Source organism: Bradyrhizobium sp. UFLA05-112 (genome assembly GCF_053572325.1).
In genome coordinates this window covers 83,296-109,555 of sequence record NZ_JBANBK010000008.1, presented here as the reverse complement: position 1 = coordinate 109,555, position 26,260 = coordinate 83,296, and the positions used below count along the sequence as shown (strand labels likewise).

23 protein-coding genes and 1 pseudogene are annotated in these 26,260 nt (G+C 64.9%); 12 read left to right on the top strand and 12 right to left on the bottom strand.

Translation table 11 applies throughout. The features are described from left to right. Positions 1–80 precede the first annotated feature (80 nt). Positions 81–932 carry a LysR family transcriptional regulator gene (locus tag SO180_RS07030; protein WP_449378090.1) on the top strand — a complete coding sequence of 284 codons (852 nt, stop codon included), beginning with the start codon at positions 81–83 and terminating at the stop codon, positions 930–932. Positions 933–935: 3 nt separating this feature from the next. Here SO180_RS07030 and SO180_RS07025 read toward each other — a convergent pair. Both SO180_RS07025 and SO180_RS07020 read right to left on the bottom strand, forming a co-directional pair. Continuing rightward, a pseudogene (locus SO180_RS07025) lies at positions 936–1,157 on the bottom strand (DUF1731 domain-containing protein); the annotation flags it as partial. A 1-nt stretch (position 1,158) separates the two neighbouring features. Continuing rightward, the gene (locus tag SO180_RS07020) at positions 1,159–1,716 is read right to left on the bottom strand and encodes a GbsR/MarR family transcriptional regulator (RefSeq protein WP_449378089.1); all 558 of its coding nucleotides are present in this window, start codon (positions 1,714–1,716) and stop codon (positions 1,159–1,161) included. Between the two features lie 151 nt (positions 1,717–1,867). Here SO180_RS07020 and SO180_RS07015 point away from each other — a divergent pair, with 151 nt between their 5' ends. Next, positions 1,868–3,385, top strand: coding sequence for a PAS domain-containing sensor histidine kinase (locus SO180_RS07015; protein ID WP_449378088.1), 1,518 nt, complete (start codon positions 1,868–1,870; stop codon positions 3,383–3,385). Between the two features lie 2 nt (positions 3,386–3,387). Here the strand turns inward: SO180_RS07015 and SO180_RS07010 are convergent, their stop codons facing one another. From SO180_RS07010 to SO180_RS06995, 4 genes are all read right to left on the bottom strand, one after another. Next, positions 3,388–3,687 carry an acylphosphatase gene (locus SO180_RS07010; RefSeq protein ID WP_449378087.1) on the bottom strand — a complete coding sequence of 100 codons (300 nt, stop codon included), beginning with the start codon at positions 3,685–3,687 and terminating at the stop codon, positions 3,388–3,390. After that, positions 3,684–4,550 carry an isocitrate lyase/PEP mutase family protein gene (locus tag SO180_RS07005; protein ID WP_449378086.1) on the bottom strand — a complete coding sequence of 289 codons (867 nt, stop codon included), beginning with the start codon at positions 4,548–4,550 and terminating at the stop codon, positions 3,684–3,686. The genes SO180_RS07010 and SO180_RS07005 overlap by 4 nt, the downstream gene beginning before the upstream one ends. Before the next feature lie 145 nt (positions 4,551–4,695). After that, complete coding sequence (locus tag SO180_RS07000; protein WP_449378085.1) at positions 4,696–6,711, bottom strand: acetyl-CoA carboxylase biotin carboxylase subunit; 2,016 nt, start codon at positions 6,709–6,711, stop codon at positions 4,696–4,698. A 190-nt stretch (positions 6,712–6,901) separates the two neighbouring features. Next, positions 6,902–7,972 (bottom strand): zinc-binding metallopeptidase family protein, encoded by a 1,071-nt coding sequence (locus SO180_RS06995; protein ID WP_449378084.1) that lies wholly within the window; start codon positions 7,970–7,972, stop codon positions 6,902–6,904. Between the two features lie 229 nt (positions 7,973–8,201). Here SO180_RS06995 and SO180_RS06990 point away from each other — a divergent pair, with 229 nt between their 5' ends. The 4 genes from SO180_RS06990 (at position 8,202) to SO180_RS06975 (ending at position 13,973) form a co-directional block, all read left to right on the top strand. Next, positions 8,202–10,667: a PAS domain S-box protein gene (locus tag SO180_RS06990; protein WP_449378132.1), complete on the top strand. Its 2,466-nt coding sequence runs from the start codon at positions 8,202–8,204 to the stop codon at positions 10,665–10,667. 223 nt (positions 10,668–10,890) lie between these two features. Then, positions 10,891–11,331 carry an EamA family transporter gene (locus tag SO180_RS06985; RefSeq protein ID WP_449378083.1) on the top strand — a complete coding sequence of 147 codons (441 nt, stop codon included), beginning with the start codon at positions 10,891–10,893 and terminating at the stop codon, positions 11,329–11,331. 88 nt (positions 11,332–11,419) lie between these two features. Continuing rightward, positions 11,420–12,694 carry an MFS transporter gene (locus tag SO180_RS06980; RefSeq protein ID WP_449378082.1) on the top strand — a complete coding sequence of 425 codons (1,275 nt, stop codon included), beginning with the start codon at positions 11,420–11,422 and terminating at the stop codon, positions 12,692–12,694. Positions 12,695–12,719: 25 nt separating this feature from the next. Further along, positions 12,720–13,973 (top strand): arsenic transporter, encoded by a 1,254-nt coding sequence (locus tag SO180_RS06975; RefSeq protein ID WP_449378131.1) that lies wholly within the window; start codon positions 12,720–12,722, stop codon positions 13,971–13,973. Between the two features lie 247 nt (positions 13,974–14,220). Here SO180_RS06975 and SO180_RS06970 read toward each other — a convergent pair whose 3' ends face one another. Both SO180_RS06970 and SO180_RS06965 read right to left on the bottom strand, forming a co-directional pair. After that, positions 14,221–15,585: an MFS transporter gene (locus tag SO180_RS06970; RefSeq protein ID WP_449378081.1), complete on the bottom strand. Its 1,365-nt coding sequence runs from the start codon at positions 15,583–15,585 to the stop codon at positions 14,221–14,223. 225 nt (positions 15,586–15,810) lie between these two features. After that, positions 15,811–16,572 (bottom strand): GntR family transcriptional regulator, encoded by a 762-nt coding sequence (locus SO180_RS06965; RefSeq protein ID WP_449378080.1) that lies wholly within the window; start codon positions 16,570–16,572, stop codon positions 15,811–15,813. A gap of 189 nt (positions 16,573–16,761) precedes the next feature. Between SO180_RS06965 and SO180_RS06960 the strand changes: the two genes are divergently transcribed. Genes SO180_RS06960 through SO180_RS06950 form a run of 3 tightly spaced genes read left to right on the top strand, consistent with a single transcriptional unit; the run spans position 16,762 to position 19,807 of the window. After that, positions 16,762–17,961, top strand: a complete 1,200-nt coding sequence (locus tag SO180_RS06960) for a mandelate racemase/muconate lactonizing enzyme family protein (RefSeq protein ID WP_449378079.1) — start codon at positions 16,762–16,764, stop codon at positions 17,959–17,961. A gap of 10 nt (positions 17,962–17,971) precedes the next feature. After that, complete coding sequence (locus tag SO180_RS06955; RefSeq protein ID WP_449378078.1) at positions 17,972–18,739, top strand: SDR family oxidoreductase; 768 nt, start codon at positions 17,972–17,974, stop codon at positions 18,737–18,739. Between the two features lie 36 nt (positions 18,740–18,775). Next, positions 18,776–19,807, top strand: a complete 1,032-nt coding sequence (locus SO180_RS06950) for an L-idonate 5-dehydrogenase (protein WP_449378077.1) — start codon at positions 18,776–18,778, stop codon at positions 19,805–19,807. A gap of 12 nt (positions 19,808–19,819) precedes the next feature. On the opposite strand, the gene SO180_RS06945 is transcribed toward SO180_RS06950, so the two are convergent. Next, a complete protein-coding gene (locus tag SO180_RS06945; protein ID WP_449378076.1) occupies positions 19,820–20,710 on the bottom strand; it encodes a DUF3280 domain-containing protein in 891 nt (296 codons plus the stop codon). Positions 20,711–20,903: 193 nt separating this feature from the next. Between SO180_RS06945 and SO180_RS06940 the strand changes: the two genes are divergently transcribed. Together SO180_RS06940 and SO180_RS06935 are read left to right on the top strand one after the other, a co-directional pair. Continuing rightward, entirely contained in the window at positions 20,904–22,295 is a 1,392-nt protein-coding gene (locus SO180_RS06940; protein ID WP_449378075.1) for a sensor histidine kinase, read from the top strand. Then, entirely contained in the window at positions 22,292–22,954 is a 663-nt protein-coding gene (locus tag SO180_RS06935; protein WP_449378074.1) for a response regulator, read from the top strand. Before SO180_RS06940 ends, SO180_RS06935 begins: the two co-directional genes overlap by 4 nt. Positions 22,955–22,965: 11 nt before the next feature. Here SO180_RS06935 and SO180_RS06930 read toward each other — a convergent pair whose 3' ends face one another. The 3 genes from SO180_RS06930 to SO180_RS06920 form a co-directional block, all read right to left on the bottom strand. Further along, the gene (locus tag SO180_RS06930; RefSeq protein WP_449378073.1) at positions 22,966–23,808 is read right to left on the bottom strand and encodes a hypothetical protein; all 843 of its coding nucleotides are present in this window, start codon (positions 23,806–23,808) and stop codon (positions 22,966–22,968) included. Between the two features lie 185 nt (positions 23,809–23,993). Continuing rightward, positions 23,994–24,482, bottom strand: coding sequence for an SRPBCC family protein (locus tag SO180_RS06925; RefSeq protein WP_449378072.1), 489 nt, complete (start codon positions 24,480–24,482; stop codon positions 23,994–23,996). Beyond that, positions 24,475–24,870 (bottom strand): ArsR/SmtB family transcription factor, encoded by a 396-nt coding sequence (locus SO180_RS06920; protein ID WP_449378071.1) that lies wholly within the window; start codon positions 24,868–24,870, stop codon positions 24,475–24,477. The genes SO180_RS06925 and SO180_RS06920 overlap by 8 nt, the downstream gene beginning before the upstream one ends. Before the next feature lie 281 nt (positions 24,871–25,151). Here SO180_RS06920 and SO180_RS06915 point away from each other — a divergent pair, with 281 nt between their 5' ends. Further along, complete coding sequence (locus SO180_RS06915; RefSeq protein WP_449378070.1) at positions 25,152–26,207, top strand: serine hydrolase; 1,056 nt, start codon at positions 25,152–25,154, stop codon at positions 26,205–26,207. Positions 26,208–26,260: the final 53 nt, after the last annotated feature.

Below are 26,260 nucleotides of genomic sequence, written 5' to 3'. Positions count from 1 at the left end.
GCGCGCGTCCAGGGAAAACTAGACCTCGCCCCATCATTTTGGTATCTTATTTATACTGATATCAATGATAACGTTCTATAATGACAGCCACACTCGACATCGCCACGGTGCAGGCCTTCCTGCTGATCGCCGACCTCCAGAGCTTTACGCGCGCGGCTGAGGCGCTCGGGACAACGCAGGCCGCTGTGAGCCTCAAGCTGCAGCGACTCGAAACGCTGCTTGGAAAACGCCTCGTCGAGCGCTCACCACGCGCGGTCAGGCTGACGGCCCACGGCGCAGGTTTTCTCGATCGCGCCCGCGCACTGGTGACGGCGCATGACCGTGCGCTGTCGGACGGGGCATCGGCCCCACAGTCCCTGTCGCTCGGCATTTCCGATCATGCCGCAGGACCCGAGCTCGTACCACTGCTCGAACGCCTGCACGCGATGACCTCAAACCTCACCCTCGCAGTCACCATCGGCTTCTCGCGGGAGATGCTTGATGCCTACGACAAAGGCGAGATCGATGCGGTGATCGTGCGCCAGGAAGGTAGCCGGCGCGGCGGCGAGAAGCTTGCCGAGGACGAGTTCGGTTGGTTTGCGTCAAGAGGCTTTACCGTGCCGAAGGGAGAGCCTCTGCCGCTCGCAACGCTCGCCCCGCCATGTGGCGTCCGCGCCGTCGCCGTGCGCGCGCTCGACAAGGCCGGCCTCGCCTGGCGCGAACGCTTTGTCGGCGGTGGCGTCACCGCAGTGGTTGCCGCGGTCCTCGCAGGCCTCGCCGTCGCACCGCTGGCGCGGCGGATCGCGCCGCCTGGGCTGGCCGATATCGGGCCGGCACACAAGCTGCCCAAGCTGGCGGCATCAAAGCTGATGCTGCACTCGAAGGTCAGCGACCCCGCCAAGCTCGCCGCACTGCGTACGGTGGCAGCGACCTTTCGCAGTGCCGCGACCTAAGCCTCACAAAATCGCCTCGAATGCACTGCGCAACGTCTCGTGCCGGAACACAAAACCGCGGCTCAGCGCCTTGTTCGGCAGCACACGCTGGCCACCGAGCAGGAGCTCGTCGGCAACACCGCCACCGATCCGGCGGAGCAGGCTTGCCGGAATGCGAAACACCGCAGGCCGATGCAGGCGGCGGGCAAGCTCGTCGGTGAACTTTGCGTTGGTGACGGGGATTACGCTATTTGGCTTTACCCAGCGGCAGCAGATTGGCGATCTTCTCGCCGAGCTTCATCAGCGCGATCAGCCGCGGGCGCGGTACTTTCAGCATCTGCATGAACCAGTGGTCGGCGAGCTCGGTGAAGGCGAGCATCTCCTTCAGCCGCTTGGCTGCGACCGGGCTGATCGCGGGATCATCGGCGGCATCCGTCACGCAGGCCCGCAGGGCCGCGACTGCAGGATCGATCTCCCGCTCCTTGCGTCGCGCCGCGATCCGCGCCGCCACCTCCCAGATGTCGGTCTCCGCCTCGAAATGATCGCGGCGGTCGCCGAGGATCGGCACACGGCGGATCAAATTCCAGGCCAGGAGCTCCTTGATCGAGTTGGAGACGTTGGAGCGCGCCATGCCGAGCGTCTCGGCGATGTCCTCCGCCGTCATCGGCACTTCCGCGAGATAGAGCAACCCATGGATCTGGCTGACGGAGCGGTTGACGCCCCACTCGTCTCCCATGTCGCCCCAGTGCAGGATGAAGCGCTCGACCGTGGCAGGCAATTTCTTCTTACCTGTTATTTCTGTCATAACAGAAATATCTGACGATATCGATTTCCTGTCAAGTTATCCTTGAGGCCTCTGGCTTGCATACTGTTCCCGACATTTGCCTAAAAAGGGTTCAGGCGCGCGGAACAATGACCGGCCCGCGGCGTTTGTTCCGGTCGAGGCGGGGTCCAGAATGGCGCAAAAGTTCAGACAACAGCGAGACTTGTTCGATAGCGAGCGCAGTTTCAGGCTGTTGGTTGAGGGGGTTGCGGACTACGCCCTTTATATGCTCGATCCCACCGGCGTCATCACCAGCTGGAACATCGGCGGCCAGCGCATCAAGGGCTATTCGCCCGAGGAAATCGTCGGCCAGCATTTTTCGCGCTTCTATACCGAAATCGATCGCGCCAGCGGCAAGCCCGCCCGTGCGCTCAAAATCGCGCGGGAACAGGGCCGCTACGAGGAGGAAGGCTGGCGCGTCCGCAAGGACGGCACCTTCTTCTGGGCGAGCGTCGTGATCGATCCGATCTACGAGAACGGCGAGCTCATCGGCTTTGCCAAGATCACCCGCGACATCACCGAACGCCGCAACGCCCAGCTCAAGCTCGAGGCGATGCAGAAGCAGCTCGCGGAGTCCCAGAAGTTCGACGCGCTCGGCCAGCTCACTGGCGGCGTCGCGCACGACTTCAACAACCTCTTGATGATCATCAGCGGCAGCCTTCACGTTCTCAAGCGGAGCGCCGAGCCCGACGCCAAGCTCGAGCGTGCGATTTCCGCGATCGACACGGCCACCAAGCGCGGCGCCGCCCTAACTGCCCAGCTCCTGACCTTCGCCCGGCGGCAGAGCGTCAATCCCCAGGCAATCCGTTTCGACGAGCGGATCGAGGCGATCCGCGAGGTGCTCCATGCCGGTCTCGGCAGCACCGTGCGGCTCGCCTTCGACATCGATCGGAGCGTCTGGCCGATCAAGGCCGACGTCTCCGAACTCGAGACCGGATTGCTCAATCTCGTGATCAATGCGCGCGACGCGATGCCTGACGGCGGCACCGTGACGATCGGCGCCCGCAATGCGGTGCTGTCCGAGCCGCTTCACGCCGGCGAGTTCGTGGCCATCAGCGTTGCCGACACCGGCCTCGGCATCCCCTCCGACGTGCTCGACAAGATCTTCGAGCCGTTCTTCACGACCAAGCCGGTCGGCAAGGGCACCGGGCTCGGCTTGTCCCAGGTGCACGGCTTTGCCCATCAGGCGGGCGGCACTGTGAAGGTGACCAGCGAACTCGGCAAGGGCACGACATTCACCATTTTCCTGCCGCGCGAGACGAGCGAACCACAACGCGAAGCCGCCACCGCGCCCTCGCGCGGCAGCGGCACCGTGCTTTTGGTCGAGGACAATCCGGACGTCGCGCTGGTCAGCATCGGGCTTCTGGAGCAGCTCGGCTATCAGGTGCGTCGCGTCTCGGATGCCGAGGAGGCACTGCGCGAGATTGAACTCGACGGCGTCGACTTCGTGTTCTCCGACATCGTGATGCCCGGCAAGATGGACGGGCTCACCCTCGCCCACCGCCTGCGTCAGCTCCGCCCCGGCCTGCCGATCCTGCTCGCGACCGGCTACAGCGACGCGGCCTCCGACGTGCGCGGTGATTTCCCGATCCTGCGCAAGCCCTACGAGATCCATGAGCTCAGCGACGCCATCGCCAAGCTGCCGCGGTGAACCTACATCGTCGGCAACACCGAAAACGCTTCCCCTGCCCGCCGCAGATTCAAATCGTCCTCATCTGCTGTTTCGCTGGTGACGTTATCGACGCGCGAGGACGGCGGACCATGCCGGCACAAGGCGACCATTTCGGCGACGCGGGTCGGCGCTCCCGCAAACAGCGCCTCCACGCTGCCGTCGCGCCGGTTGCGCACCCAACCTTCCAGTCCGCTCGCGCTCGCCTGGTATTCGACCCAGGCGCGATAGCCGACGCCTTGCACGCGGCCGCGGATCATGACCTGGAGGATGGCCCGGCTCATCTCTTCGACCCGAGGAAATCGGCACTGCGCGCTTTCACATCATCCTCGCGCATGATGCGGCCCGTCAGCTCCGACGATGCGAGGCCTTTGAGGTTTTTCGGCGGCGTGCCCTCGCGTAGCGCCTTCAGCGTGGCGTGGACGGCCTGCGCTGCCGCAACGATCGGTGCGTGGCCTTGCAGCGCGACGCGCACACGCTGGCCGACTAGATAGTCGAGCGCGTTCAGTTCGTCCGGCGCGCCGCCCAGCACGATCGGCAGACGCGTGGCGGCTGCGATCGCCTCGAGCTCGGCGCGCGACTCGATGCCGGTGAAGAACAAGGCATCGACGCCGGTGGCCTCATAGGCCTGCGCGCGCCTGATGGTGTCCTCGATCGAGGTGACTGCGGCGGCACCCGTGCGGCCCATGATGACCAGCGAGGGATCGCTGCGGCCACCGAGCGCCGCCTTCATCTTGCCGACGCCCTCTTCCAGCGAGATGAGCTGTGTCTTTGCTTCGCCAAACGCCTGCGGCAACAGTGTGTCCTCGATGGTGAGGCCGGCGCAGCCGGCGGCCTCGAGCTCTTGCACCGTGCGACGAACATTGAGCGCGTTGCCATAGCCGTGATCGGCATCGACCAGCACCGGCAGCGCGGAAGCCCGCGACATCCGCCGCATCTGCTCGGCAAGTTCGGTGAGGGTGATCAGTGCGATGTCGGGATCGCCGAGCACGGCGAGCGAGGCCACCGAGCCGCCGAACATGCCCATCTCGAAGCCGAGATCCTCGGCGAGCCGGATCGAGATCGCGTCATAGACCGAGCCGGGACGGATGCAGCCCTGCCCGGTGAGGATCGATCGCAGTTTTTCGCGGCGTTGGCGGAAGGCCATGGTTTCCTCGCTGCCAGTTCCTCATCCTGAGGAGCGCGGAACGCGCGTCTCGAAGGATGAAGGCCCGGCTCTTGGCCTCGCCCTTCGAGAGGCGCACGAAGAGCGCGCTCCTCAGGGTGAGGGTCTACCGCCGTGGCGTTGGCGGTCACGCAAACTCCAGGATCAGCGCGTCCACCGCGAGGGTGGCGCCAGCGCTGGCGTGAATCTTCTTCACCGTGCCGTCGCGCTCGGCGCGCAGCACGTTCTGCATCTTCATGGCTTCAACGACCGCAAGCGTCTCTCCGGCCTTGACCTCCTGCCCTTCGGCGACTGCGATTGAGACGACGAGCCCGGGCATCGGACAGAGCAGCTTCTTGCCCGTGTCGGAGGCCGTCGTCACCGGCATCAGCCGCGCCGAAGACGCTTCCGTCTCTGTCCAGACATAGACCGGCACCTCGACGCCCTGATGGGCGAGCCGAACGCCATTCGGAATGGGGCGCACCTGCACGGCGATGAAATGGCCGTCGATGGTGCCCTGCCAGACTGGCTCGCCCGGCTTCCACGGCGATTCCAGCAGATGGCCATTGCCCGCCTTGCCCTCGGCATCGAGGAAACGCACCGCGATCGCCTCGCCTTCGCGCGCGATCTCGAGTGCGATCTCCTCGCGGTCGAGCCAGACGGCGCGGCGGCGCTCGCGCTGCACGATGCGGCCGCCGAGCTGGCCGGAAATCTGGCGCTTGCGCTCGCCGAGCACGTGATCGATGGCGGCGCCGACGGCGGCGATCCGCCGCGCTATGTCGCCTTCAGGCACGCGCGCCGAGAAACCCTTCGGAAACTCCTCGGCGATGAAGCCGGTCGAGAGCCGTCCTTCGCGCCAGCGCGGATGGTTCATCAGCGCGGAGAGGAACGGAATGTTGTGGCGGATGCCGTCGACATAGAACGCGTCGAGCGCAGTCGCCTGCGCCTCGATCGCTGCGGCGCGCGAGGGCGCGTGGGTGACGAGCTTGGCGATCATCGGATCGTAGTGAATTGAGATCTCGCCGCCCTCCTGCACGCCGGTGTCGTTGCGCACGGTGATGCCGTCCTTGCTTAGCTCCGCCGGCGGGCGGTATTTCACGAGGCGGCCGATCGAGGGCAGGAAGTTGCGGAAAGGATCTTCGGCGTAAAGACGCGACTCCACCGCCCAGCCGGTCAGCGCGACGTCCTTCTGCGCGATGGCGAGCTTCTCGCCGGCAGCGACCCGGATCATCTGCTCGACGAGATCGATGCCGGTGACGAGCTCAGTCACGGGATGCTCGACCTGGAGGCGGGTGTTCATCTCGAGGAAATAGAAGCTCTTGTCCTGGCCCGCGACGAATTCGACCGTGCCGGCGGAATCATAATTCACCGCCTTCGCCAGCGCGACCGCCTGCTCGCCCATCTTGCGGCGTGTGGTCTCATCGAGCAGCGGCGACGGTGCCTCCTCGATGACCTTCTGGTTGCGACGCTGGATCGAGCATTCGCGCTCGCCGAGATAGATCACGTTGCCGTGCTTGTCGCCCAGCACCTGGATCTCGATGTGGCGGGGATCGACGATAAATTTTTCGACGAAGACGCGGTCGTCGCCGAACGAGGCCTTGGCTTCGGCTTTCGCCAGATTGAAGCCTTCGGCGACCTCGCTCTTCGAGTGCGCAATGCGCATGCCCTTGCCGCCACCGCCGGCGGACGCCTTGATCATCACGGGATAGCCGATCTCGTCGGCAATGCGCACCGCATGCTTGTCGTCTTCGATGACGCCGAGATAGCCGGGCACGGTCGAGACTTTTGCCTTGGCAGCCGCCTTCTTGGACTCGATCTTGTCGCCCATCGCCGCGATCGCGCCCGGGTTCGGGCCAATGAACACGATACCGGCTGCCTCCAGCGCACGCGGAAATGCCTCGCGCTCGGACAGGAAGCCGTAGCCGGGATGCACAGCCTGCGCGCCCGTCTTGCGACAGGCCTCCACGATCCTCTCGATCACCAGATAACTCTCGGCCGCGGCCGGCGGCCCGATCAGGACCGCCTCGTCGGCCATCTCGACATGCAGGGCATCACGGTCGGCCTCGGAATAGACCGCGACCGTCTCAATTCCCATCCGGCGGGCAGTCTTGATGACCCGGCAGGCGATTTCGCCGCGATTGGCGATCAGGATGCGTTTGAACATGCTTTTCTTGGTTCTTCGACCTTGGGCGGGACCCCTCCCTCACCCGTTCGGGCTGATGGGACAGGGCCGTGACATGTCCGTGGTACAGCAAAATGGGCCGGAGGCAACGGTCTAAATCCGCTCGCCGCCCTGGCGTACCAGCGATCCGTGCCTGCCCTTATCGCCTTCCCAAAGCCGGCCTTATCGATCCCTATCTGCTATCGACCTTTGCGGCGCCTCGCACCAATTCGTGGACAAAGCCCAACTTCCCGATCACAGCCGGTGACAGGATGAAGGGATAGAGGTCGCGGGCGCCCATCGCCCGGTTCACGCTGTTGATGGCAAAGGTGAAGGGCAGCCATGCATTGACGAGCTTCTCGACATTAGCCGCCACATAGGGGTTGAAGCGGATCCGCGCCGTCAGCTCGCCGTCCCGATCGATCCTGGGGCGCACCTCCATGCCGAACTCGGCAGCCATCTCGAGCGTGTCGACGATGTGGAGGTAGTGGGCCCAGGTCTCGGCGAAGTCCTCCCAGGGATGCGTGGTCGCATAGGCGGAGACGTAGTTCTGCTGCCAGTCCGGCGGCGGCCCCTCTGCATAGTGGCGCTGGAGCGCCTGCCCGTAGTCGATCTGTTCGTCGCCGAACGTCGCGCGGAATTCGCCGAGCTTGCCACCGTCGCGCACCAGCACGTCCCAAAAATAGTGCCCGACCTCGTGACGGAAATGCCCGAGCAGCGTGCGGTACGGCTCACCCATCTCGAGCCTGCGCCGCTCGCGTTCGATGTCATTGGCTTCGGTGAGCGCGATCGTGATAAGGCCGTTGTCATGGCCGGTCATGATCCGCTGGCCGCTGAAGGGATCATCGGCAAGGAAGTTGAAGATCAGCCCGTGCGCGGGATCTTCTGCCCGCGTCGTCAGCGGCAGCCTCCATCGCAGAATCGAATAGAACAGCCGGTGCTTGGCCACCTCGAGCTCGCGCCAGCCGGCAAGCTGCGTCCGATCGGACAGGTCGGGCACCGTGCCGTTGTGCCGGCAGGCGCGGCAGTAGAGATCGCTGCTGCCGGGCTCGGTCAGCCAGTTGCAGGCGTCGAACTGGGCATTGGCGCACAACAGGCGGCCCTTGCCCTTGTCAGCCAGCGTCGTCCAGGCCGTCCCGTCGGGCTCGATTGCGGAGAGCATCTCTTTCTCGGGAAGGAAGGCAACCCGGTGGCCGCAGCGTTCGCAGGCGCGGTTCTCGAAATAGAGGACGTTGCTGCATGCCTGGCAGACAAATAACTTCAAGGTTTACATCCCCCGGCAGGAATCTCTTGGGTCTATCTTGAACCTATTTCGAACCCATTCTGGGCTCGGCGACGACGCTTCGCGACGTTAATCGTTCCTGCGAACGGAACAAATTCCTCGGGCGTGACGTTGATCCTCCGTCCACACTTCTCCGACATCATTCGCCCCTTCATCGTTGCTATGGGTAGCCATCGCGCCCGGACTGTGTGAGAATTGCTCCGGCACGTGCATCACAGCGGCCGACCCCTTGAACGATCCTTTGCCCGAGACCATCGCCGCCGAAAGGCTGCGCCAGCATCTGGATGAGATCGCCCGCGAGCGCGACAACGCCTATCGCGCGTTGCAGGAGCGCGGGGCTGAGCTTGCGCGCATCCAGCGCATCGCCGGCGTCGGTGGCCTTGAGATCGATTTCCGTGATGGCGTCAGGAACCGCCGCACCCCCGAATATCTCCTGATCCACGGCCTTCCGCCGGAGGCCGCCAGCGAGACCTACGAAGACTGGGCTGGCCGCATCCATCCCGAGGACCGCGAGCGGACGGTCCAGCACCTCTTCGGCGTCCTCAAAAGCGAGAGCGAAGATTATTCGGACACCTACCGCATCACCCGCCCCAACGACGGCGAAGTGCGCTGGATCCGCGTCGTCGGCAAGATCGAGCGCGATGCGGACGGCCGCGCGGTGCGGCTGGTCGGCGCGGACCTCGACGTCACCGACCAGATGCTGGCGCAGGCGACCTTACGGGAAAGCGAGGAACGCTTCCGCCTGATCGCCGATAGCGCGCCGGTGCCGATCTGGGTCACCAAGCTCGACCGCAAGCGTTCTTTCGCCAACCAGGCCTATGTCGACTTCCTCGGCCTGCCCTTCGAGGAGGCGATCGATTTCGACTGGCGCAAGGTGCTGCACCCGGACGACCTGCCGCAGGTGCTCCAGCAATCCGTGCAGGGCGAGGCTTCGCTAAAACCCTTCGTGCTGGAAGCCCGTTACAGGCGCGCCGACGGCCAGTGGCGCTGGCTGCGCTCGGAATCCCAACCACGCTGGGACCCCAATGGCAAGCATATCGGCTTCATCGGCGTCGCCCACGACATCACCGCCGCCAAGCAGGCCGAGATCGAGCTCAGGCAGCTCAACGAAACGCTGGAAGAGCGCATCACCGAGCGCACCTCGCAGCTCGAAGCCAACGAGGCCCGGCTGCGTGCGATCCTGGAGACCAGCAACCAGTACCAGGGCCTGCTCAACCTCGAAGGTGACCTGCTCTACGCCAACACAACGGCGCTCGCGGGTATCCGCGCCGCTCCGCGAGACGTCATCGGAAAGCGGTTCTGGGAGACGCCGTGGTTCACCGCGACCGAAGGCATGTCGGCGATGGTCCGTAACGCCTTCGATACGGTCCTGACGGGCGAAGCGGTGCGGATGGAGATGCTGCTCCGTCTTCCCATCGGCGAACGCTGGTTCGATTTCAGCATCCGCCCCTTGCTCGACCAGCACGGCAAGATTTCCGGCGCCGTGCCCGAAGCCGTCGACATCACCGAGCGCCGCCGCGGCGAGGAGGCGCTGCGCCAGTCGCAGAAGATGGAGGCGATCGGCCAGCTCACCGGCGGCGTCGCGCATGATTTCAACAACCTCCTCACCATCATCCGCTCGGCCACCGACTTTTTGCGCCGGCGCGAGCTGCCGGAGGAACGACGGCGGCGCTACGTCGATGCGATCTCCGAGACGGTCGAGCGCGCCTCGAACCTGACGGCACAGCTGCTCGCCTTTGCGCGGAGGCAGCCTTTGAAGCCGCAGGTCTTCAACGTCGGCATGCAGGTCGAAAGCGTGGCGCAGCTGGTACGGCCGCTGGTCGGAGGCCGCATCGAGATCGCGGTCGACGTGCACGATCCAGACTGCTTTACCATCGCCGACATCGCGCAGTTCGAGACCGCGCTGATCAACCTCGCCATCAACGCACGCGATGCGATGAAGGACGAAGGGCGCCTGACGATCGCGGTCCGCAAGCTCAAGGGCATCCCTGCCTTGCGCGCACAATCCGCGCGCAGCGGCGATTTCGTTGCGATCTCGGTCCACGACACCGGCTCTGGTATCGCGCCGGAAAATCTCGAGGCGATCTTCGAGCCGTTCTTCACGACCAAGGAGGTCGGCAAAGGCACCGGGCTCGGCCTCAGCCAGGCCTTCGGCTTTGCCAAACAGTCCGAAGGCGACATCGCGGTCGAGAGTAGCGTCGGACAGGGCGCGACCTTCACGATCTACTTGCCGCAGGCGCCGAGCCCCACACTGGCCGCGGAAGGAGCGTCGCTGATGAGCGAACCCGCCGCCACGGGACGTGGCTATCGCGTGCTGGTGGTCGAGGACAATGACGACGTCGGCCGCTTCTCCACAGAACTGCTCGAAGACCTCGGCTATGTCGTACGCCGCGTCGCGAACGCCAATGCGGCGCTGGCCATCCTTGGCGAGAACGAATTCGCCGTCGATCTCGTGTTCTCCGACGTCATCATGCCCGGCATGAACGGCGTGGAGCTCGCCGGCGTGATCCGCGATCGCTATCCGGGCCTGCCGGTGGTGCTCACCTCCGGCTACAGCAACGTACTCGCCGAAAGCGCCCATCGCGGCTTCGAGCTGATCCAGAAGCCGTATTCAGTCGAGTCGCTGTCGCGCATCCTGCGCAAGGCGATGGCGGAAAAGGTCTCGGTGGCGAGGTGAGCAGAGGCCATCACACCCAGTCGTCATCCCGGACAAGCGCAGCGAAGCGGAGCGCAGATCCGGGATCCATAACCCCAGGGATTGTGGCGCGAGCTGGCAACCGCCAATCTTCGCCAAACTTAATCCTTGGGTTATGGGTCCCGGCCTACGCCGGGACGACGGCGCAGTATTTGGCTGCCTGCCCGCACAACGACAACTGAACGACAACGCATCAGGAATCCCCATGAAACCCGCCCTCCTCTCCGCCTGGCAGACCTGGGCGTTGCTCTCCGCCTGCTTTGCCGCGCTGACTGCGATCTTCGCCAAGGTCGGGGTGGAGAACATCAACCCGGATCTTGCAACCTTCATCCGCACCATCGTGGTGCTGCTCGCCTTCTCGGTGCTGTTGTTCCTCACCGGCCAATTCACCGCGCCGTCGGCGATCTCGTCAAAAACCTGGCTATTCCTGGTCCTGTCGGGACTCGCCACCGGCGCGTCCTGGCTTTGCTATTTTCGCGCGCTCAAGCTCGGGCCGGCAACGCTAGTGGCTCCGATCGACAAGCTCAGCGTCGTGCTGGTGGCGCTGTTCGCCTTCGCGTTTCTCGGCGAGCGCCCGACCGCGCAGGGCTGGATCGGCATCGCCATGATCGGCGCCGGCGCGGTGCTGCTGGCGGTCAAGTTGTAACAACGCGCTCGCGCTGATGTGAGCGAACCAATCTGCTCCGACATCGGTTTCTCGCAGGGCGAATTCTGCGCCTCGATCGAGATTCGCAATGTCGAAGCGCAGTTTGAGCGAAGAGGTGCAAGCCGGCCGCGCGCTGGACGCAGCGAATTTCTTCCTCGCCGATGTCCGCGACGGGCTTGGGCCCTATCTTGCCGTCTATCTGCTCACCGAGCAGCAATGGGACGAGGCGCGTATCGGCATCGTGATGTCAGTTGCGACAGTCGCCGGCATCGTGGCGCAGACGCCCGCCGGCGCGCTGGTCGACGCAACCAGGGCAAAACGGCTCGTGATGGTCGTTGCCGCGGTCGTCGTGACGGCATCCTCGCTCTTGCTTCCGGTGTGGCCAGGCTTCTGGGCGGTCGCGGTCTCACAAGGGCTGGCACACACGTCGGCGGTCGTGTTTCCGCCCGTGATCGCCGCCATCTCGCTCGGCGTCTTCGGCCACAGCGCGTTCACGGCGCGGATCGGGCGCAACGAGACCTTCAATCACGCGGGCAATGCGGTCGCCGCCGCCATCGCCGGCGTTGCAGCCTACTGGTTCGGACCAAGCGTCGTGTTCTATCTCCTTGGCGCCATGGCGCTCGCGAGCCTCGTCAGTATTCTCTGCATCCCGGAACGCGCCATCGACCACGATCTCGCACGCGGCCTACACAACAGCGAGGCTAGCGAAGCCCGCGAGCAACCCTCGGGTTTCAGCATCCTCCTCACCTGCCGGCCGCTCCTTATCTTCGCAATCTGCGTCACGCTGTTCCACCTTTCCAACGCGGCGATGTTGCCGCTCGTCGGCCAAAAGCTTGCCCTCGGCGACAAACACCTCGGCACCAGCCTGATGTCTGCCTGCATCGTGGCGGCGCAAATCGTGATGGTGCCGTTCGCGATGCTGGTCGGCGCGAGGGCCGATCGCTGGGGCCATAAGCGCTTCTTCCTTGGCGCTCTCCTGATCCTGCCCATTCGGGGCGCGCTCTATACCCTTTCCGACAACCCGATCTGGCTGGTCGGCGTGCAGCTTCTCGACGGCGTCGGCGCAGGCATCTTTGGTGCGATTTTCCCCGTCATCGTCGCCGACCTCATGCGCAACACTGGCCGCTTCAACGTCGCGCAGGGCGCCATCATCACCGCACAAAGCATCGGCGCGGCCCTGTCCACGACGCTGGCCGGCCTGGTCGTGGTCGGCGTCGGCTATAGTGCGGCTTTTCTCACCCTCGGCGCCGTCGCCGCAATCGGCGCCATAATCTGCTTCGTCGCCCTCCCCGAGACGCGGTGTCCACAGTCGCGTCCGCAGGGGAAGACAGCGCAGCCGGCTTCGGCTATCGCTGCACAATAACCATCGAACGAGGACCACATTGCCGATCGCGCCGCATGCCGCCTATTGGGCCTGGAGCATCATCGTGCTTGCGACCGCAGGCGTCATCTTCCGTCCCTTTCGTCTGCCCGAGGCGATCTGGGCCGTGGCGGGCGCCCTGGCGCTGGTGCTGTTCGGTTTCCTGAGCTGGGACGACGCGCTGACCGGCGTCGAAAAGGGCGTCGACGTCTATCTGTTCCTGATCGGCATGATGCTGATCGCCGAGCTCGCCCGGCTCGAGGGCCTATTCGACTACCTTGCGGCGCTCGCCGTCGAATATGCCCGGGGCTCGCCGCAGCGGTTGTTTCTGCTGATCTACCTCGTCGGCACGCTGGTCACGGTCTTCCTGTCGAACGACGCGACCGCGATCGTATTGACGCCGGCGGTCTACGCAGCGACACGCGCGGCCGGCGCCCAGCCGCTGCCTTACCTGTTCGTCTGCGCCTTCATTGCCAACGCCGCGAGCTTCGTGCTGCCGATCTCGAACCCCGCCAACCTCGTGGTGTTCGGCGCGCACATGCCGCATCTGGCCGAATGGCTCCGCCTCTTCGCGCTGCCCTCGCTCGCCTCGATCGTGCTCACCTACGTCGTTCTCCGCCTCACCCAGCATCGCGCGCTGAAGGAGGAGGCCATCGAGCACAAGGTGGCACACAAGAAGCTCAGCCGTGGCGGCAAGCTGACCGCGATCGGCATTGTCGCGATCGGCATCGTGCTGATCACGGCCTCCGCGCTTGACAAGCAACTGGGCCTGCCCACCTTCATCTGCGGCGCGGTGACGACCGGCCTCGTCCTGCTGCTCAGCCGTCAGTCGCCCCTGCCGGTGCTGAAGCACGTGTCATGGAGCGTGCTGCCGCTGGTCGGCGGACTCTTCGTGATGGTGGAGGCGCTGATCAAGACCGGCGTGATCGGCCATCTCAGCGCGCTCCTGCATGAGGCTGTCGGACAATCCGTGCCCAAGGCCGCCTGGAGCGTCGGGATTGCGACCGCGATCGCCACCAACATCGCCAACAACCTGCCGGTCGGGCTCGTCGCCGGATCGATCGTCGCCAGCGACCACCTGCCGACATCGGTCGTCAGCGCCATCCTGATCGGCGTCGACCTGGGGCCGAATTTCTCGATCACCGGCTCGCTCGCCACCATCCTGTGGCTGGTCGCCCTGCGCCGCGAGAAGATTGAGGTCGGCGCCTGGCCGTTCCTCAAGCTGGGCCTGCTCGTCACGCCACCGGCCCTGATCGCGGCGCTCGCGGCCGCGATCAGGTGAGCGTGGTCAGTCATTATCGCAGCCCCGAAGCATGACGAGATCAGGTTCGGCACGGCCCTCGACACAAAAGTCGAAAACAACCCCATGCAAAGTAGCCGACGATCGTCGCGCCACGCCGTACGTATTTTCCGAAATAATTTGACACGTCGGGCAAATCAGAGGCACTATGCCATCATCGACGCAAGACACGACGGCTCGCCTGGGCTGAGCCGCCAGTATCCCAGCGTGCCGTTGCTTGAGTAGTCCTTCAGTCGTTGTCGTAACCATAGACCTCCGGCAGGATGAAGATCGCAGCGAGCAGACCGATCAGTGGGAAGATCGCGACGAACAGCGTGGCATTCGCCTGCCCGATCGCCGAGAACAGCGCGGGGAAGAGGAAGATTGCCAGGAACGATGGCAGCTTCACAAACATGTAGGCGAAGCCGCTCGCGGTGCCGCGATACTTCGGCTTGGCGACCATGGTCGGGATCGTCATGCAGTTCGAGGCATCCCAGTAATGACCCCAGAGCATGGCGGCCGCGGCGAACGGCAGCAGGATCTTGTTGTCGGTGTACAACGCAAAGGCCGCGACCAGCAGCGAGGCCAGGACGATGGAGAAACCAGCGATCGCGATGCCGCGATGGCCGAGCTTCGGCGTCAACAGCGGTCCGACCCAGCCGGACAGCGCGGCGAAGCAGAACAGCGCCATCGTCACCAGATTGTTGCCGAGGACGCTGGACACACCGACCATCACGAACAGCACCGGCAGGTAGAACGCGAAGGTCGAGAACTCGCTGCCTTGCGCGAAGCAGGCAATCCAGCCGTAGATCGTGGCGCGCCAGCGGATCGGATCCTTCTTGAGATCGGCGAGGAACGCGCGGGTGCTGACCTTCGGCACCTCCACGTCCTGATCCGGCAGCATCGCGAGATTGTCGTTGAACATCTCGCGGGCAACCTGCTTGGCTTCGCGGTAGCGTCCCTTCTGCACCAGCCACACCGCCGTCTCCGGCACGTCGTGCCGCATGATCAGGATGATCAGCGCGGGAAACGCACCGAGCCCGAGCGTCACGCGCCACAGCGTCTCGTGCTGCATGTCGATCAGGAGGAAGAGGACAATGACACCGATGGTGAGGACTTCACCAACTGCGAACATGAACTGCCAGCGGTTGCCCATGACCTCGCGCTCGCCCTTGGCCATGGATTCCATGATGTAGGTGTAGCCGGTCGAGATATCGGAGCCGAGCGGGATGCCGAGCAGGAAACGGATCACGACGAGCCAGCCGACGCTCGGCACGAAGGCCTGGGCCAGCGCCAACACGATGAACATCACCATCGTGACCAGGAACATCACGCGGCGGCCGATCTTGTCGGACATCCAGCCGCCGAGCAGTGCTCCGATCAGGGCGCCGCCTTGCGTGCCTGCGGCGGCGAGACCGAGCATCAAGGGATCGGGATTGTATTGCTCGCGGATGAAGATCAGCACGAAAGCGATCGAATAGAGATCCCAGGCTTCGACCAGGATCGAAGCCATCATCAGCCAGCCGACCTTGTTCCCCTTGGGACTGTAGTTGGTGATGAGGTAGCGGACCGCGGCCTCGCTCGCGGTCGGTTGTGGCATGGCCATCGTTGACATTTGTTTCTCCCTGTTCCCTAGAGTTGATGGGATCGATTTGGCGGCAGACTCGCTGCACCTCTCCCGCTTGCGGGGGAGGTCGGCGCGTGCAAACGCGCCGGGTGGGGGCTCTCTCCACACGGGGAGTATCTCCATCGCGGAGACACCCCCACCCCAGCCCTCCCCCGCAAGCGGGAGAGGGAGCGGACTTTCTCCGTGGTCGCAGTCAGACCCAATCTCATCGCCTTACGTGCCGAGCAGCGGCTCGATGCTGCAATCGAGCAACCGCGGATCGATTCCCGCCTCCATCCCGCCGAACATCGCATTCATGAAGTCGATCAGCGCGTCGCTGGCCTCCACCGCCGCTTCAACGCGGCGATTGGCGATGGCGTTCAAGATGTCGAGATGGCGGTCGATGGTGCCGGACAGGTCGGTCTGCCCCGGCATGTGGCGGTGATGGATGAAACCGATGCGACGATAGAGCGTGTGCAGCGGCCGCATCGTATGCGCGAGGAATGGCTCGCCGCCAGCCTCCAGGATCAGCGCGTCGATGCGGCGGTCGAGACTGTTGAACTCGTCCAGCGTCAGCTTGGCCCGACGCTCGCGCAGCACGCGTTCGATATGCAGGGCCTGGTTGCGATGCGACAGGCTGGCGCGATCGGCCGCGAGGCGGATCACGAAGCGCTCCATGTCGCGGCGAAGGCCCAGCAGCATGCGCTCGCGCGCCAGATCGATCGGCGCGACCTGCAAGCCATGACGCGGGCGAATGATGATCAGCGTGTCGGCGGCAAGCGTGTTGACGGCGTGGTGCACCGGCGTGCGGCCAAAGCCCGTGATGTGCTGCAATTCGAGCATGGTCAGGAACTGACCCGGCCTCAGCTCGCAATTGACGAGCAGATCCTCGATCTTCTGATAGGCCAGCTCGACGAAATTGACGCGGTTGCGCCGGCCGATTGCGCCTTCCCGCTCCGGATTGACCAGCTCGAGCGCGCGTTTGCGCCGCACCATGTTTTCCTCCCATCGACCCCGCCTCGTCCCCGGGTGAGATCGCGTCTTGTTTGTGACATGCATAAAACATGTTGTGATATATTACAAGTGGGCGTATGACAGCGCACCAAGCTGCGGGGCAACCGTGGCAGGAGACCAAGGAAGAACAACAAGACGCGCTACTGCGCCGTTGGACGGGAGGATGTTGCCGTGAAGATCACGTCGATCGAGACGTTGCGCACCGAGGAATTCGCCAATGTGATCTGGGTGCGCGTCCACACCGATGCCGGCGTCATCGGCTTGGGCGAGACCTTCTATGGCGCAGGCGCCGTCGAAGCGCAGATCCACGACACCTTTGCCGGCCGCCTGCTCGGCCGCAATCCCCTCCATATCGAGGCGATCCATCGCGACATGCTCAATCTGCCGATGGCGCAGTCCTCGACCGGCGTCGAATATCGCGCGGCCTCCGCGATCGACATCGCGCTGTGGGACCTCTTCGGCAAGGTCTGCGGTCAGCCCGTGCACCAGATGCTCGGCGGCCTCTGCCGCGACAAGCAGCGCATCTACAACACCTGCGCCGGCACCAAATATGTCCGCTCCACCAACATCCGCCCGGTCTCGAACTGGAATCTCGGCGAGGTGCAAAGCCCCTATGAGGACCTCGACGCCTTCATGAACCGCGCCGATGCGCTGGCCGAAAGCCTTTTGGAAAGCGGCATCTCGGCCATGAAGATCTGGCCGTTCGATCCCGCGGCGCAGGAGAACAATGGCCTCTTCATCACCGCGGCCCAGATGAAGAAGGCGATCGAGCCATTCGAGAAGATCCGCAAAGCCGTTGGCGACAAGATGGAGATCATGGTCGAGCTCCATTCGCTCTGGAATCTGCCGACCGCAAAACAGATCGCGCGGGCGCTCGAGCCGTACAAGCCGACCTGGTACGAGGATCCGATCCGGATGAACTCGCCGCAGGCGCTCGCCGAATATGCGCGCTCGACCGACGTCTGGGTCTGCGCCAGCGAGACGCTCGGCTCGCGCTTCCCCTACAAGGACATGCTCGACCGCGACGCCATGCATGTGGTGATGGCGGATTTGTGCTGGACCGGCGGCCTCACCGAGGGCCGCAAGATCGCTGCGATGGCGGAGACCTATCACCGCCCCTTTGCACCGCATGATTGCATCGGCCCGGTCGGCTTCATCGCCGCGATCCACATGTCGTTCAGCCAGCCCAATACGCTGATCCAGGAATCTGTGCGCGCCTTCTACAAAGGCTGGTACAATGAACTCGTCACCATGATGCCTGTGATCAAGGACGGCTATGTCTTCCCGATGGAAGGGCCAGGACTTGGCGTCGACCTCCTACCTGCGGTATTCGACCGGTCGGATCTCACCGTGCGCCGCTCCAACATTTGAGGAATTTTAGATGAGCACTACCCTGTTCGATCTCTCCGGCCGCACCGCGCTCGTCACCGGCTCCTCCCGCGGGCTCGGCCGCGCGATCGCGGAGGGCCTGGCGAAGGCCGGCGCCAAGCTGATCATCAACGGCGTCGATCCGAAGCGTGTCGAGCAGGCGGTCGCCGAGTTTCGCGCCGCCGGGCACAAGGCTGAAGGCGCCGCCTTCAACGTCACCGATGAGCCCGCGATCGTCGCCAGTTTCGAGCGCTTCGATCGCGAGGGGCTCGCGGTCGACATCCTCGTCAACAATGCCGGCATCCAGCACCGCAAGCCGCTGGTCGAGTTCACCACCGACGAATGGCGCAAGGTGATCGAGACGGACCTGACCAGCGCCTTCGTGATCGGCCGCGAAGCCGCCAAGCGGATGATCCCGCGCAAACACGGCAAGATCATCAACATCGGATCGCTCGGCAGCGAGCTGGCGCGACCGACGATCGCGCCCTACACCGCGGCCAAGGGCGGCATCAAGAACCTCACCCGCTCGATGGCGGTGGAATGGGCCCAGCATGGCATCCAGGCCAACGCGATCGGTCCGGGCTACATGCTGACTGACATGAACGAGGCGCTGGTCAACAATGCTGATTTCAACAATTGGCTGATGGGGCGCATCCCCTCCAAGCGCTGGGGCAAGCCCGACGAGCTGGTGGGCGCCGCGGTCTTCCTCGCCTCCGACGCATCGACTTACGTCAACGGCCAGATCATCTATGTCGATGGCGGCATGATCGCCGCGATGTGATCGCGCCCCGCAACTGAACGAGCTGGAGGAGTACCCATGCGCGCCGTCGTCATTCACGCACCGAAGGACCTGCGGATCGACAGCTTTGCCGATCCGGCGCCCGGCCCCGGTGAAGTCCGTGTGAAGATCGCCAATGGCGGCATCTGCGGCTCCGACCTGCACTACTATCACCATGGCGGCTTCGGCACCGTGCGAATCCAACAGCCGATGGCGCTGGGCCACGAGATTGCCGGCGTCGTTGCCGCAGTCGGTGAAGGCGTCTCGCGTGTGAAGCCCGGCACGCGGGTCGCGGTCAATCCGAGCAAGCCGTGCGGCCAGTGCCTGCATTGCCAGGAAGGCATGCGCAACCAGTGCCTCGACATGCGCTTCATGGGCAGCGCGATGCGCAATCCCCACGTCCAGGGCGGCTTCCGTGAATACGTCACCGTCGACGCCGCGCAAGCCGTGCCGATCGCCGAAAAGCTGTCGCTTGCTGAAGCCGCGATGGCCGAGCCGCTTGCCGTGTGCCTGCATGCCGGCAAGCAGGCCGGTCCCCTCCTCGGCAAGCGTGTCCTGATCACCGGCTGCGGCCCGATCGGTGCGCTGATGATCTTGGTATCGCGCTTTGGTGGCGCCGCCGAGATCGTGGTCACGGACGTGGCCGACGCGCCGCTGGCGGTCGCCAGGAAGCTCGGTGCCACCCATGCCATCAACGTTGCGAACAACGCCGCGGCGCTCGATCCGTGGCGCGCCGGCAAGGGCGTGTTCGACACGCTGTTCGAGGCGTCCGGCAACCAGGCGGCGCTGCGCACCGCGCTCGACCTGCTTCGCCCCGGCGCGACCATCGTGCAGCTCGGACTCGGCGGCGAGATGACGCTGCCGATCAATTCCATCGTCGCCAAGGAGCTGCAGCTCCGCGGCACCTTCCGCTTCGATCCGGAGTTCGAGCTGGCGGTGCGGCTGATGGGCGAAGGCCTGATCGACGTGAAGCCGCTGATCTCGGCCTCGCTGCCGTTCGAGAACGCGGTCGCCGCCTTCGAGCTCGCCAGCGACCGGTCCCAGTCGATGAAGGTGCAGCTGACTTTCTGAGGCGCCCGGCGACTACTGGCCCTCGATCAGGCGATCACTGACCAGCCGCACGGCGCCGCGGTTCCAGGAATAGTCGGCGCCCATGCGCAAGCCGCTGTCGCCGCGCGCGACGACAGCGCCGGTCCTGACGTCCCGGACCTGGAATCCAATCGTATACTCGGTGCGGCTGACGCGCCGTACCACGCCGATCAGTGACTGGTCCGCCCCGAGCTTCCCGGCGATTTCTGCGTCACAGCCGCCGCAGTCGCGCAGCGCGTGGCGCGCAGCCGCCTCCCCGCTCGCGCCACTGACGTCGACCAGGCGGTAGCGGCCGGATTGCGCGAGGCGATCGCGCACGCCGTTCGTGACCTCGGCCAGATGCGCGGTGTCGGACTCGCTCAGGCCCGCTGACGGTGCGGCCGTGGTGTCCTCGAGCTCGAAAGCGAACACGGCAAGCGCTATCGGCGCGGGCTGCGCGAGCGCTGCAATCACCTCGCGGGAGACGAACGCCTCGGCGCGATCCCAGGCTTCGTCGTTGTCGCCGCGGAACGTGTAGAGCTTCTCGAACAGCACCTTTTTGGCGCCGATATCGATCACCGCCACCCTCGCCCACTGCACCAGCGTGCTCGTCTTCTGGACGCCGCCGACCACCCTGAATTTTGCATCGGCCTGTCCGGCGGGCGCGAGCTGATAGCGTTTGTCCGCCTCGACATCCCGCCGCAGCGCGACCATGAAGGCGCCGAGCCGCTTCTCGTGGGCGGCGGTCTGGTCGACCGGCTCGCCAGACGTATCGAGATAGCCGAAGTCCTCGATGATCACACCGACCGGCGCTGCCATAGCCGCCTCGGTGCCCGCACTTGCCGGTCGGACACCCAGCAGCACAGCGATCAGAAGAGCTGAAAGGATCAACCGGGAGAGGTGCATGAACGGGCCTCGCGTCATGGAGCGGACCAGCGATGTTAGGCCGGCAACCTCAGGCGATGCAGCGGCGCCCATCCCGGCCGATGCCGGGAAAATTTCACGACGTTGCACCGCGGTAACGTGTAGCGCTTTTCGCCGCTGGCGTTCTGCCGTTTAATGCGGACGGGACAATACCGTCCGCGCCAGGTGCCCGCCGATGTGGAACCGCCCGAGATTCGATCTCAAGGTCCGTCTGACGTTGCGCGTAGCCGCCGTATCGGCCGCGTGCTTCGCAGCGATCTCCGCCTATTTCCTCATTACGGCCGACCGCGCGGTGCATGCGCGCATCGACGGGATCGCCGCCATCGTGGCGAAGACGCTGGAGCTGCAACAGGGCAAGACCCAGTGGGTGAATAGCCCGCGCTCGGACTTTCCGAACCTCGACCCCGTCTCGGCCTTCGTAATGACGCCCGGCCTGTGTCTCGCATTCCGTGGAGCGAACGGAGAGATGCTCCAGCGATTCTGTAGCGGCGCGCCGAACCCGGCGAGCGTGCCGCCGCAGGCGTTCGCGGCTTTCTATCGCAACGTATTCGACCCGGGCCGCGAAGCGGCACGGCCTGTGATCGCGCGGGGAGCGAAACTCGGTGACGCCGTGGTCTGGTTTGATCCGGCGGTGCAGACCGCGGAGGCCTGGCACGAGGCTGGTCGCCTGATGACCGTGCTTGCAATCACGCTGCCGCTGCTCTGTGCCCTGGTCTACGCAGCTCTGGCGCGCGCGCTGCGTCCGACTCAGGTCGTTCGCGCCGGCCTCGAGCGCATCGCCGCCAACGACCTCGACGCACGGCTGCCGCCCTTCGACCTTGCGGAGCTCTCCGCCGTCCGCGACGTCTTCAATCATCTTGCTGCGAGTCTTGCCACAGCGCTGTCCGAGCGCAGCGAACTGACGCGCAGGCTGATCGCGCTCCAGGACGAGGAGCGCCGCCATCTCGCGCGCGAGCTGCACGACGAGTTCGGCCAGTCGCTCGCCGCAATCCGCGCGCTCGCCGCATCCGCCCGTCAGACCGCGGCGCAGGACTGCCCCGCCTTGCTGGGAGAGTGCGACAGCATTGCCCGGACCACGACCGACATGATGGAGACGCTGCGCGGCGCGCTGTTCCGCCTGCGCCCGCCCGATGTCGACGAGCTCGGCCTCGTCACGAGCCTCGAAGGCCTGGTGTCCGGATGGAACGGCCGCAGCCGCGGCCGGCCGCGCTTCGATATCCGCTTCGAGGGCAACTTCGAGAGCCTCCCCGCTTCCATCAGCGCCAATCTCTACCGCATCGTGCAGGAGGCGCTCACCAACGCGGCCAAGCACGCCGGCGCCACGAAGGTCAGCCTGCATCTGGCGATGGGCGCAAACGAGATCGCGCTCGCCATCGACGACGACGGCCGGCCGAGCGATGCCGCCGTCAAATCCGGCATGGGCCTGCTCGGCATGCGCGAGCGCGTCGCGGCGATGCGCGGCCGGCTCAGCTTCACGGCCGGACCGGACGGCGGCTCCGCCTTGCGCGTCGCGATTCCGGTCATGCCTGCCGACGCGCAGCTCGAAGCTCTGGAGGATGCGGCATGAGCGAGGCCGACTGGGCCATCATGTTGGTCGACGACCACGCCGTCGTCCGCGAGGGCTATCGCTCCGTCCTGCAGAAGCAGCCGGGACTGCGCGTCGTCGCCGAGGCCTCCGACGGCGCGGAAGCCTATCGGCTGTTCAAGGAAAGCCCGCCTGATCTCATCATCATGGATCTGAGCATGCCGGGGATCGGCGGCCTCGAGGCCATCAGGCGGATCAGGCAGTGGGACAAGGCCGCAAAAATCCTCGTCTTCACCATGCATCAGAACGCCGGCTTCGCCGTGCAGGCGATCCGCGCCGGCGCGAGGGGCTATGTCACCAAGACCAGCCCGCCGGAGACGCTGGTGCGCGCGGTGATGGACGTGCTCGCGGGGCGGGTCGCGATCAGCCCCGACATCGACCACGAGCTCGCGCTGAGCCGGCTTGCCGGCGAGAGCTCGGCGACCGACGTCCTCACGGCGCGCGAATTTGAGGTGCTGAGGCTTCTGCTCGCCGAACGCTCAACCGAGGAGATCGCCGAGACGCTGCACGTCAGTCCCAAGACGGTCGCGAACCTGCACTCCCTGATCAAGGGCAAGCTCGGCGTCGAGTCGGATATCGAGCTCGTCAGGCTGGCGCTGCGCCAGGGCATTTTGACCCAGATCGATCTCGGCGAGGTCTGAACCGTCGCGGCTCAAACGAGGTAGCGCGTCAGATAGCCTTCCATCGCATAGAGCGCGCACAGCGCAAGGCTCGACCACACCGCGGCGCTGAAATAGAGCGCCATCCAGGCAAGCTCGCCCTTCCAATGCGCGACGTCATGCGTCACGACCCAGCGGGTGGCGACGTCATGAAGGCCTTCGAGCAAGCCGAGCAGCCTGCCGCCCTCGGGATGCCCCGCCCGCCAGCGGCTGAGATACATCGGCACGTCGACGGTGACGAGGAAGGCGAGGAAGCAGGCGATGCCGATGATGCCCGCGAGCAGCGCCCAGCGCACCGATCCCTGGAATTCCGGCATCAGCCGACACAGCGCGATGCCCGCCAGGAAGAACGTCACCGCCCACAGCGAGTTCTCGATCGCGTTGTAGAGATAGTTGGTGGTTACAACTGCGTACCAGGAGAAGCACTCGGCGATGATGATCACGGGCACGATGATCCACGCGATGTTCACCGCGGTCTCCGCCCCCGTCATGCCGCCGAGCTGATGCAGGATAATGGCCCATTGCGCGGCGAAGCAGACTTCGGCCACGGTCGCGACCGAACGGCCGACAAACACGCTCGAAAGCCAGGTGTCGAACAGGCAGATGCGCTGCACGTCGGCGCGCGGCAGGAACGAACGGAACGCGCAGCCGAACACATAGCCGGCGCAGAGCAAGAACATCAGCCCGATGTTGGAGCCGCCGCCGACGCTGTCGGTCGGAGTCGGATAGAACTCGCGGTACAGCATGAACCAGACGAAAATGTTGACGCTGCTGACAAGCGTCAGGCCCCCCCACCACCACGCCAGAGGATTCGACCGCGCCTGCCACTGCAACATAAATCGCTCCACATAAGTCGATTTGACATCTAGCGGTAGCAATTCTGTCATAAAGCGGTAACGTGAGGCGACAAAAATCTGCGTGACGGCACTGTCATAATTGCGCTGTGCGCTGTCACAATTCACGACAGCGATGCGCTCTCGCCGGGGGCACCTCTTTCGAAGCACCCCCCGACTGACAGCGCTCAGCCCTTCAGGCTGGCCACATACGCTGCAAGCTTGTCCAGCGTCTGGTAGCCTAGCTCGACGGCGCCGAAGCCGATCACGGTCTCGCGCTGCGCGGCCGTCGGGTGCAGTTGCCGCAGCGTCAGCACGGTCTTGTCACCATGGGCATCGAAGGTGACCGTCATGCGGAACATGCCGGGGTCCTCGTCCTTGTCCGCGCCGTGATCGACCTCGATCAGCCGCGGCTTGTCGATGCGCAGGAAGCGCATGCGGTTCGGATAGACCGTGCCGTCAGGTGCGATCATGTCGAAGCGCCAGACCCCGCCGACGCGAACGTCGATCTCCTTGCTTTCGATCCGGAAGCCCGCCGGTCCAAACCATTGCGGCAGATGCCTTGGGTCGGACCACGCCTCGAACACCAGCTCGCGCGGCGCGTCGATGACACGCGACAGCACGATCTCACGATCGAGCGACCATTGCGATAGAGCTGGGTTGGCTGAGCTAGTCATTACGCGAAACCTTTCCCTTGGTTGTCGGCGACGGGCGCTTGCCGCCCCGCCCCTTCCTGGTCGTCTTCAACGTCATCACATAGGCCTCGAACCGGTCGAGGCGCGCTTCCCAGATCGCCCGCTGCTGCTGGAGCCAATCCTCCGCGCCCGCCATTGCCTCCGGCCGCAGCCGGCAGGTGCGCACGCGTCCGGACTTTTCGGACACGACGAGGCCACTCTCCTCGAGCACGCGGATGTGCTTCATGAAGCTCGGCAGCGCCATTGCGAAGGGATCGGCGAGCTCGCCGACCGACGCCTTGCCGGCGCACAGCCGCATGACGATCGCCCTGCGCGTGGGGTCCGAGAGCGCGCCGAAGACCTGGTCGAGTCGAGACAATTGGTTAGCCATGTGGATAACTATAGATCAAACGCCGACCGGCGTCAATTATTGTTAGCCGCCCGGCTTACTTTCTCACCACAGTCGCGGAACCCTTCCCCGCGCAATCGTGAATTGGGAGGCGCGACATTTGCCGATAAGAGTGAAGCGGGGGCGATTCGAACTGATCATCAGACCGCGTGCACTCTCCTGTTCACTCACCGCGCCCTGCCATCAGCCGGCGGTCCCTTGCCAAGGCCGCGCTGCTGCCATTCGCATTTGGATTCGCCCGCCTCGGCCACGCGGACTCCGACATGATACCTATGTTGCGGGACATCGTGGCGACTGAGCTCGCGTCGACGGCGACGCCGGATCATCCCGGTGGCCTTTCCGCCGCGCTCTATGCGGGCGGTCACGTCGACTTCTTCAACTACGGCCTCGCCGACGACGCCACCAGGCGTCCGATCACATCGGACACGCTGTTCAACCTCGCATCCCTGCGAAAGACCTTTGAGGCGACGCTGGTCGCGCTCGGGGTGCGCCGCGGCGAATTGCGGCTCGACGAGCGCGTGGCGATGTACCTGCCCGAACTCGACAGCGACTACATCCGCCGCGTCACGGTCGGCGAACTCGTCACGCATACGTCTGGATTGTTGCTGCCGACGGATCATCCGCCGTGGCCGAACGAGTCGTTCGGCTTTGCACAGTTCCTCGACATGCTCAACGCCTGGACGCCACCAGAGGGCATCGAGCCCGGCAAGCAGCGCATCTACACCCATGCCGGTTATGTGTTGCTCCAGCTCGTGCTCGAGCGCCGCTATCGTATCCCGGTCTCCGAGTTGATCGCAAACCGCATCCTGAAGCCGCTCGGCATGAGCTCGACATTCGTGCCGGAACGCGCGTCCGACAATCGCGCGATGCTGAGTGATGCGCAGATGGCGCGCGCCGTGCAGGGCTATTCCGATCAGGGCACGCCGATCGGTGCGCCCGGCAATCAGCAGAGCTATTTCGACTTTCCGGGCACTGGCCAGATGTTCTCGTCGGCGCGCGATCTCTCGATCTTCGTCGCGGCCTGCGCGGACGGCAGGTCGATCGAGCCCGAGCTGCGCGAGGCCATCCGGATGACGCAGCACGAGAGTTTTCGCGTCGACGAGAAATTCGGCCAGGCCATGGCCTGGGAAACCGTGCATCTCGATGGTGTGACGGTCCTCGACAAGCCGGGCGGCCTCAACAACGCCTCGGGCTATATCGGCCTCGTGCCCACGCGCAGGCTCGGTATCGTCCTGCTCGCCAATCGGGGCGAGTATCCGCATGAGATCGCGCGCTACAAAATTCTACCCACACTGGCGCGGCTGGTCTCGGGGCGGTGAGGCGCCGGGCGCACACGAAAAAAGCCCCGGCTGAGCCGGGGCTTTCATCAGAT

Coding starts and splice junctions, on each gene's coding strand:
- SO180_RS06945 (WP_449378076.1), bottom strand. CDS start 20,710: ATGCACCTCTCCCGGTTGATCCTTTCAGCTCTTCTGATCGCTGTGCTG.
- SO180_RS07005 (WP_449378086.1), bottom strand. CDS start 4,550: ATGGCCTTCCGCCAACGCCGCGAAAAACTGCGATCGATCCTCACCGGG.
- SO180_RS06915 (WP_449378070.1), top strand. CDS start 25,152: ATGATACCTATGTTGCGGGACATCGTGGCGACTGAGCTCGCGTCGACG.
- SO180_RS06965 (WP_449378080.1), bottom strand. CDS start 16,572: ATGGTGCGGCGCAAACGCGCGCTCGAGCTGGTCAATCCGGAGCGGGAA.
- SO180_RS06920 (WP_449378071.1), bottom strand. CDS start 24,870: ATGGCTAACCAATTGTCTCGACTCGACCAGGTCTTCGGCGCGCTCTCG.
- SO180_RS07030 (WP_449378090.1), top strand. CDS start 81: ATGACAGCCACACTCGACATCGCCACGGTGCAGGCCTTCCTGCTGATC.
- SO180_RS07015 (WP_449378088.1), top strand. CDS start 1,868: ATGGCGCAAAAGTTCAGACAACAGCGAGACTTGTTCGATAGCGAGCGC.
- SO180_RS06930 (WP_449378073.1), bottom strand. CDS start 23,808: ATGTTGCAGTGGCAGGCGCGGTCGAATCCTCTGGCGTGGTGGTGGGGG.
- SO180_RS07000 (WP_449378085.1), bottom strand. CDS start 6,711: ATGTTCAAACGCATCCTGATCGCCAATCGCGGCGAAATCGCCTGCCGG.
- SO180_RS07010 (WP_449378087.1), bottom strand. CDS start 3,687: ATGAGCCGGGCCATCCTCCAGGTCATGATCCGCGGCCGCGTGCAAGGC.
- SO180_RS06955 (WP_449378078.1), top strand. CDS start 17,972: ATGAGCACTACCCTGTTCGATCTCTCCGGCCGCACCGCGCTCGTCACC.
- SO180_RS06970 (WP_449378081.1), bottom strand. CDS start 15,585: ATGTCAACGATGGCCATGCCACAACCGACCGCGAGCGAGGCCGCGGTC.
- SO180_RS06935 (WP_449378074.1), top strand. CDS start 22,292: ATGAGCGAGGCCGACTGGGCCATCATGTTGGTCGACGACCACGCCGTC.
- SO180_RS07020 (WP_449378089.1), bottom strand. CDS start 1,716: ATGACAGAAATAACAGGTAAGAAGAAATTGCCTGCCACGGTCGAGCGC.
- SO180_RS06980 (WP_449378082.1), top strand. CDS start 11,420: ATGTCGAAGCGCAGTTTGAGCGAAGAGGTGCAAGCCGGCCGCGCGCTG.
- SO180_RS06925 (WP_449378072.1), bottom strand. CDS start 24,482: ATGACTAGCTCAGCCAACCCAGCTCTATCGCAATGGTCGCTCGATCGT.
- SO180_RS06985 (WP_449378083.1), top strand. CDS start 10,891: ATGAAACCCGCCCTCCTCTCCGCCTGGCAGACCTGGGCGTTGCTCTCC.
- SO180_RS06940 (WP_449378075.1), top strand. CDS start 20,904: ATGTGGAACCGCCCGAGATTCGATCTCAAGGTCCGTCTGACGTTGCGC.
- SO180_RS06950 (WP_449378077.1), top strand. CDS start 18,776: ATGCGCGCCGTCGTCATTCACGCACCGAAGGACCTGCGGATCGACAGC.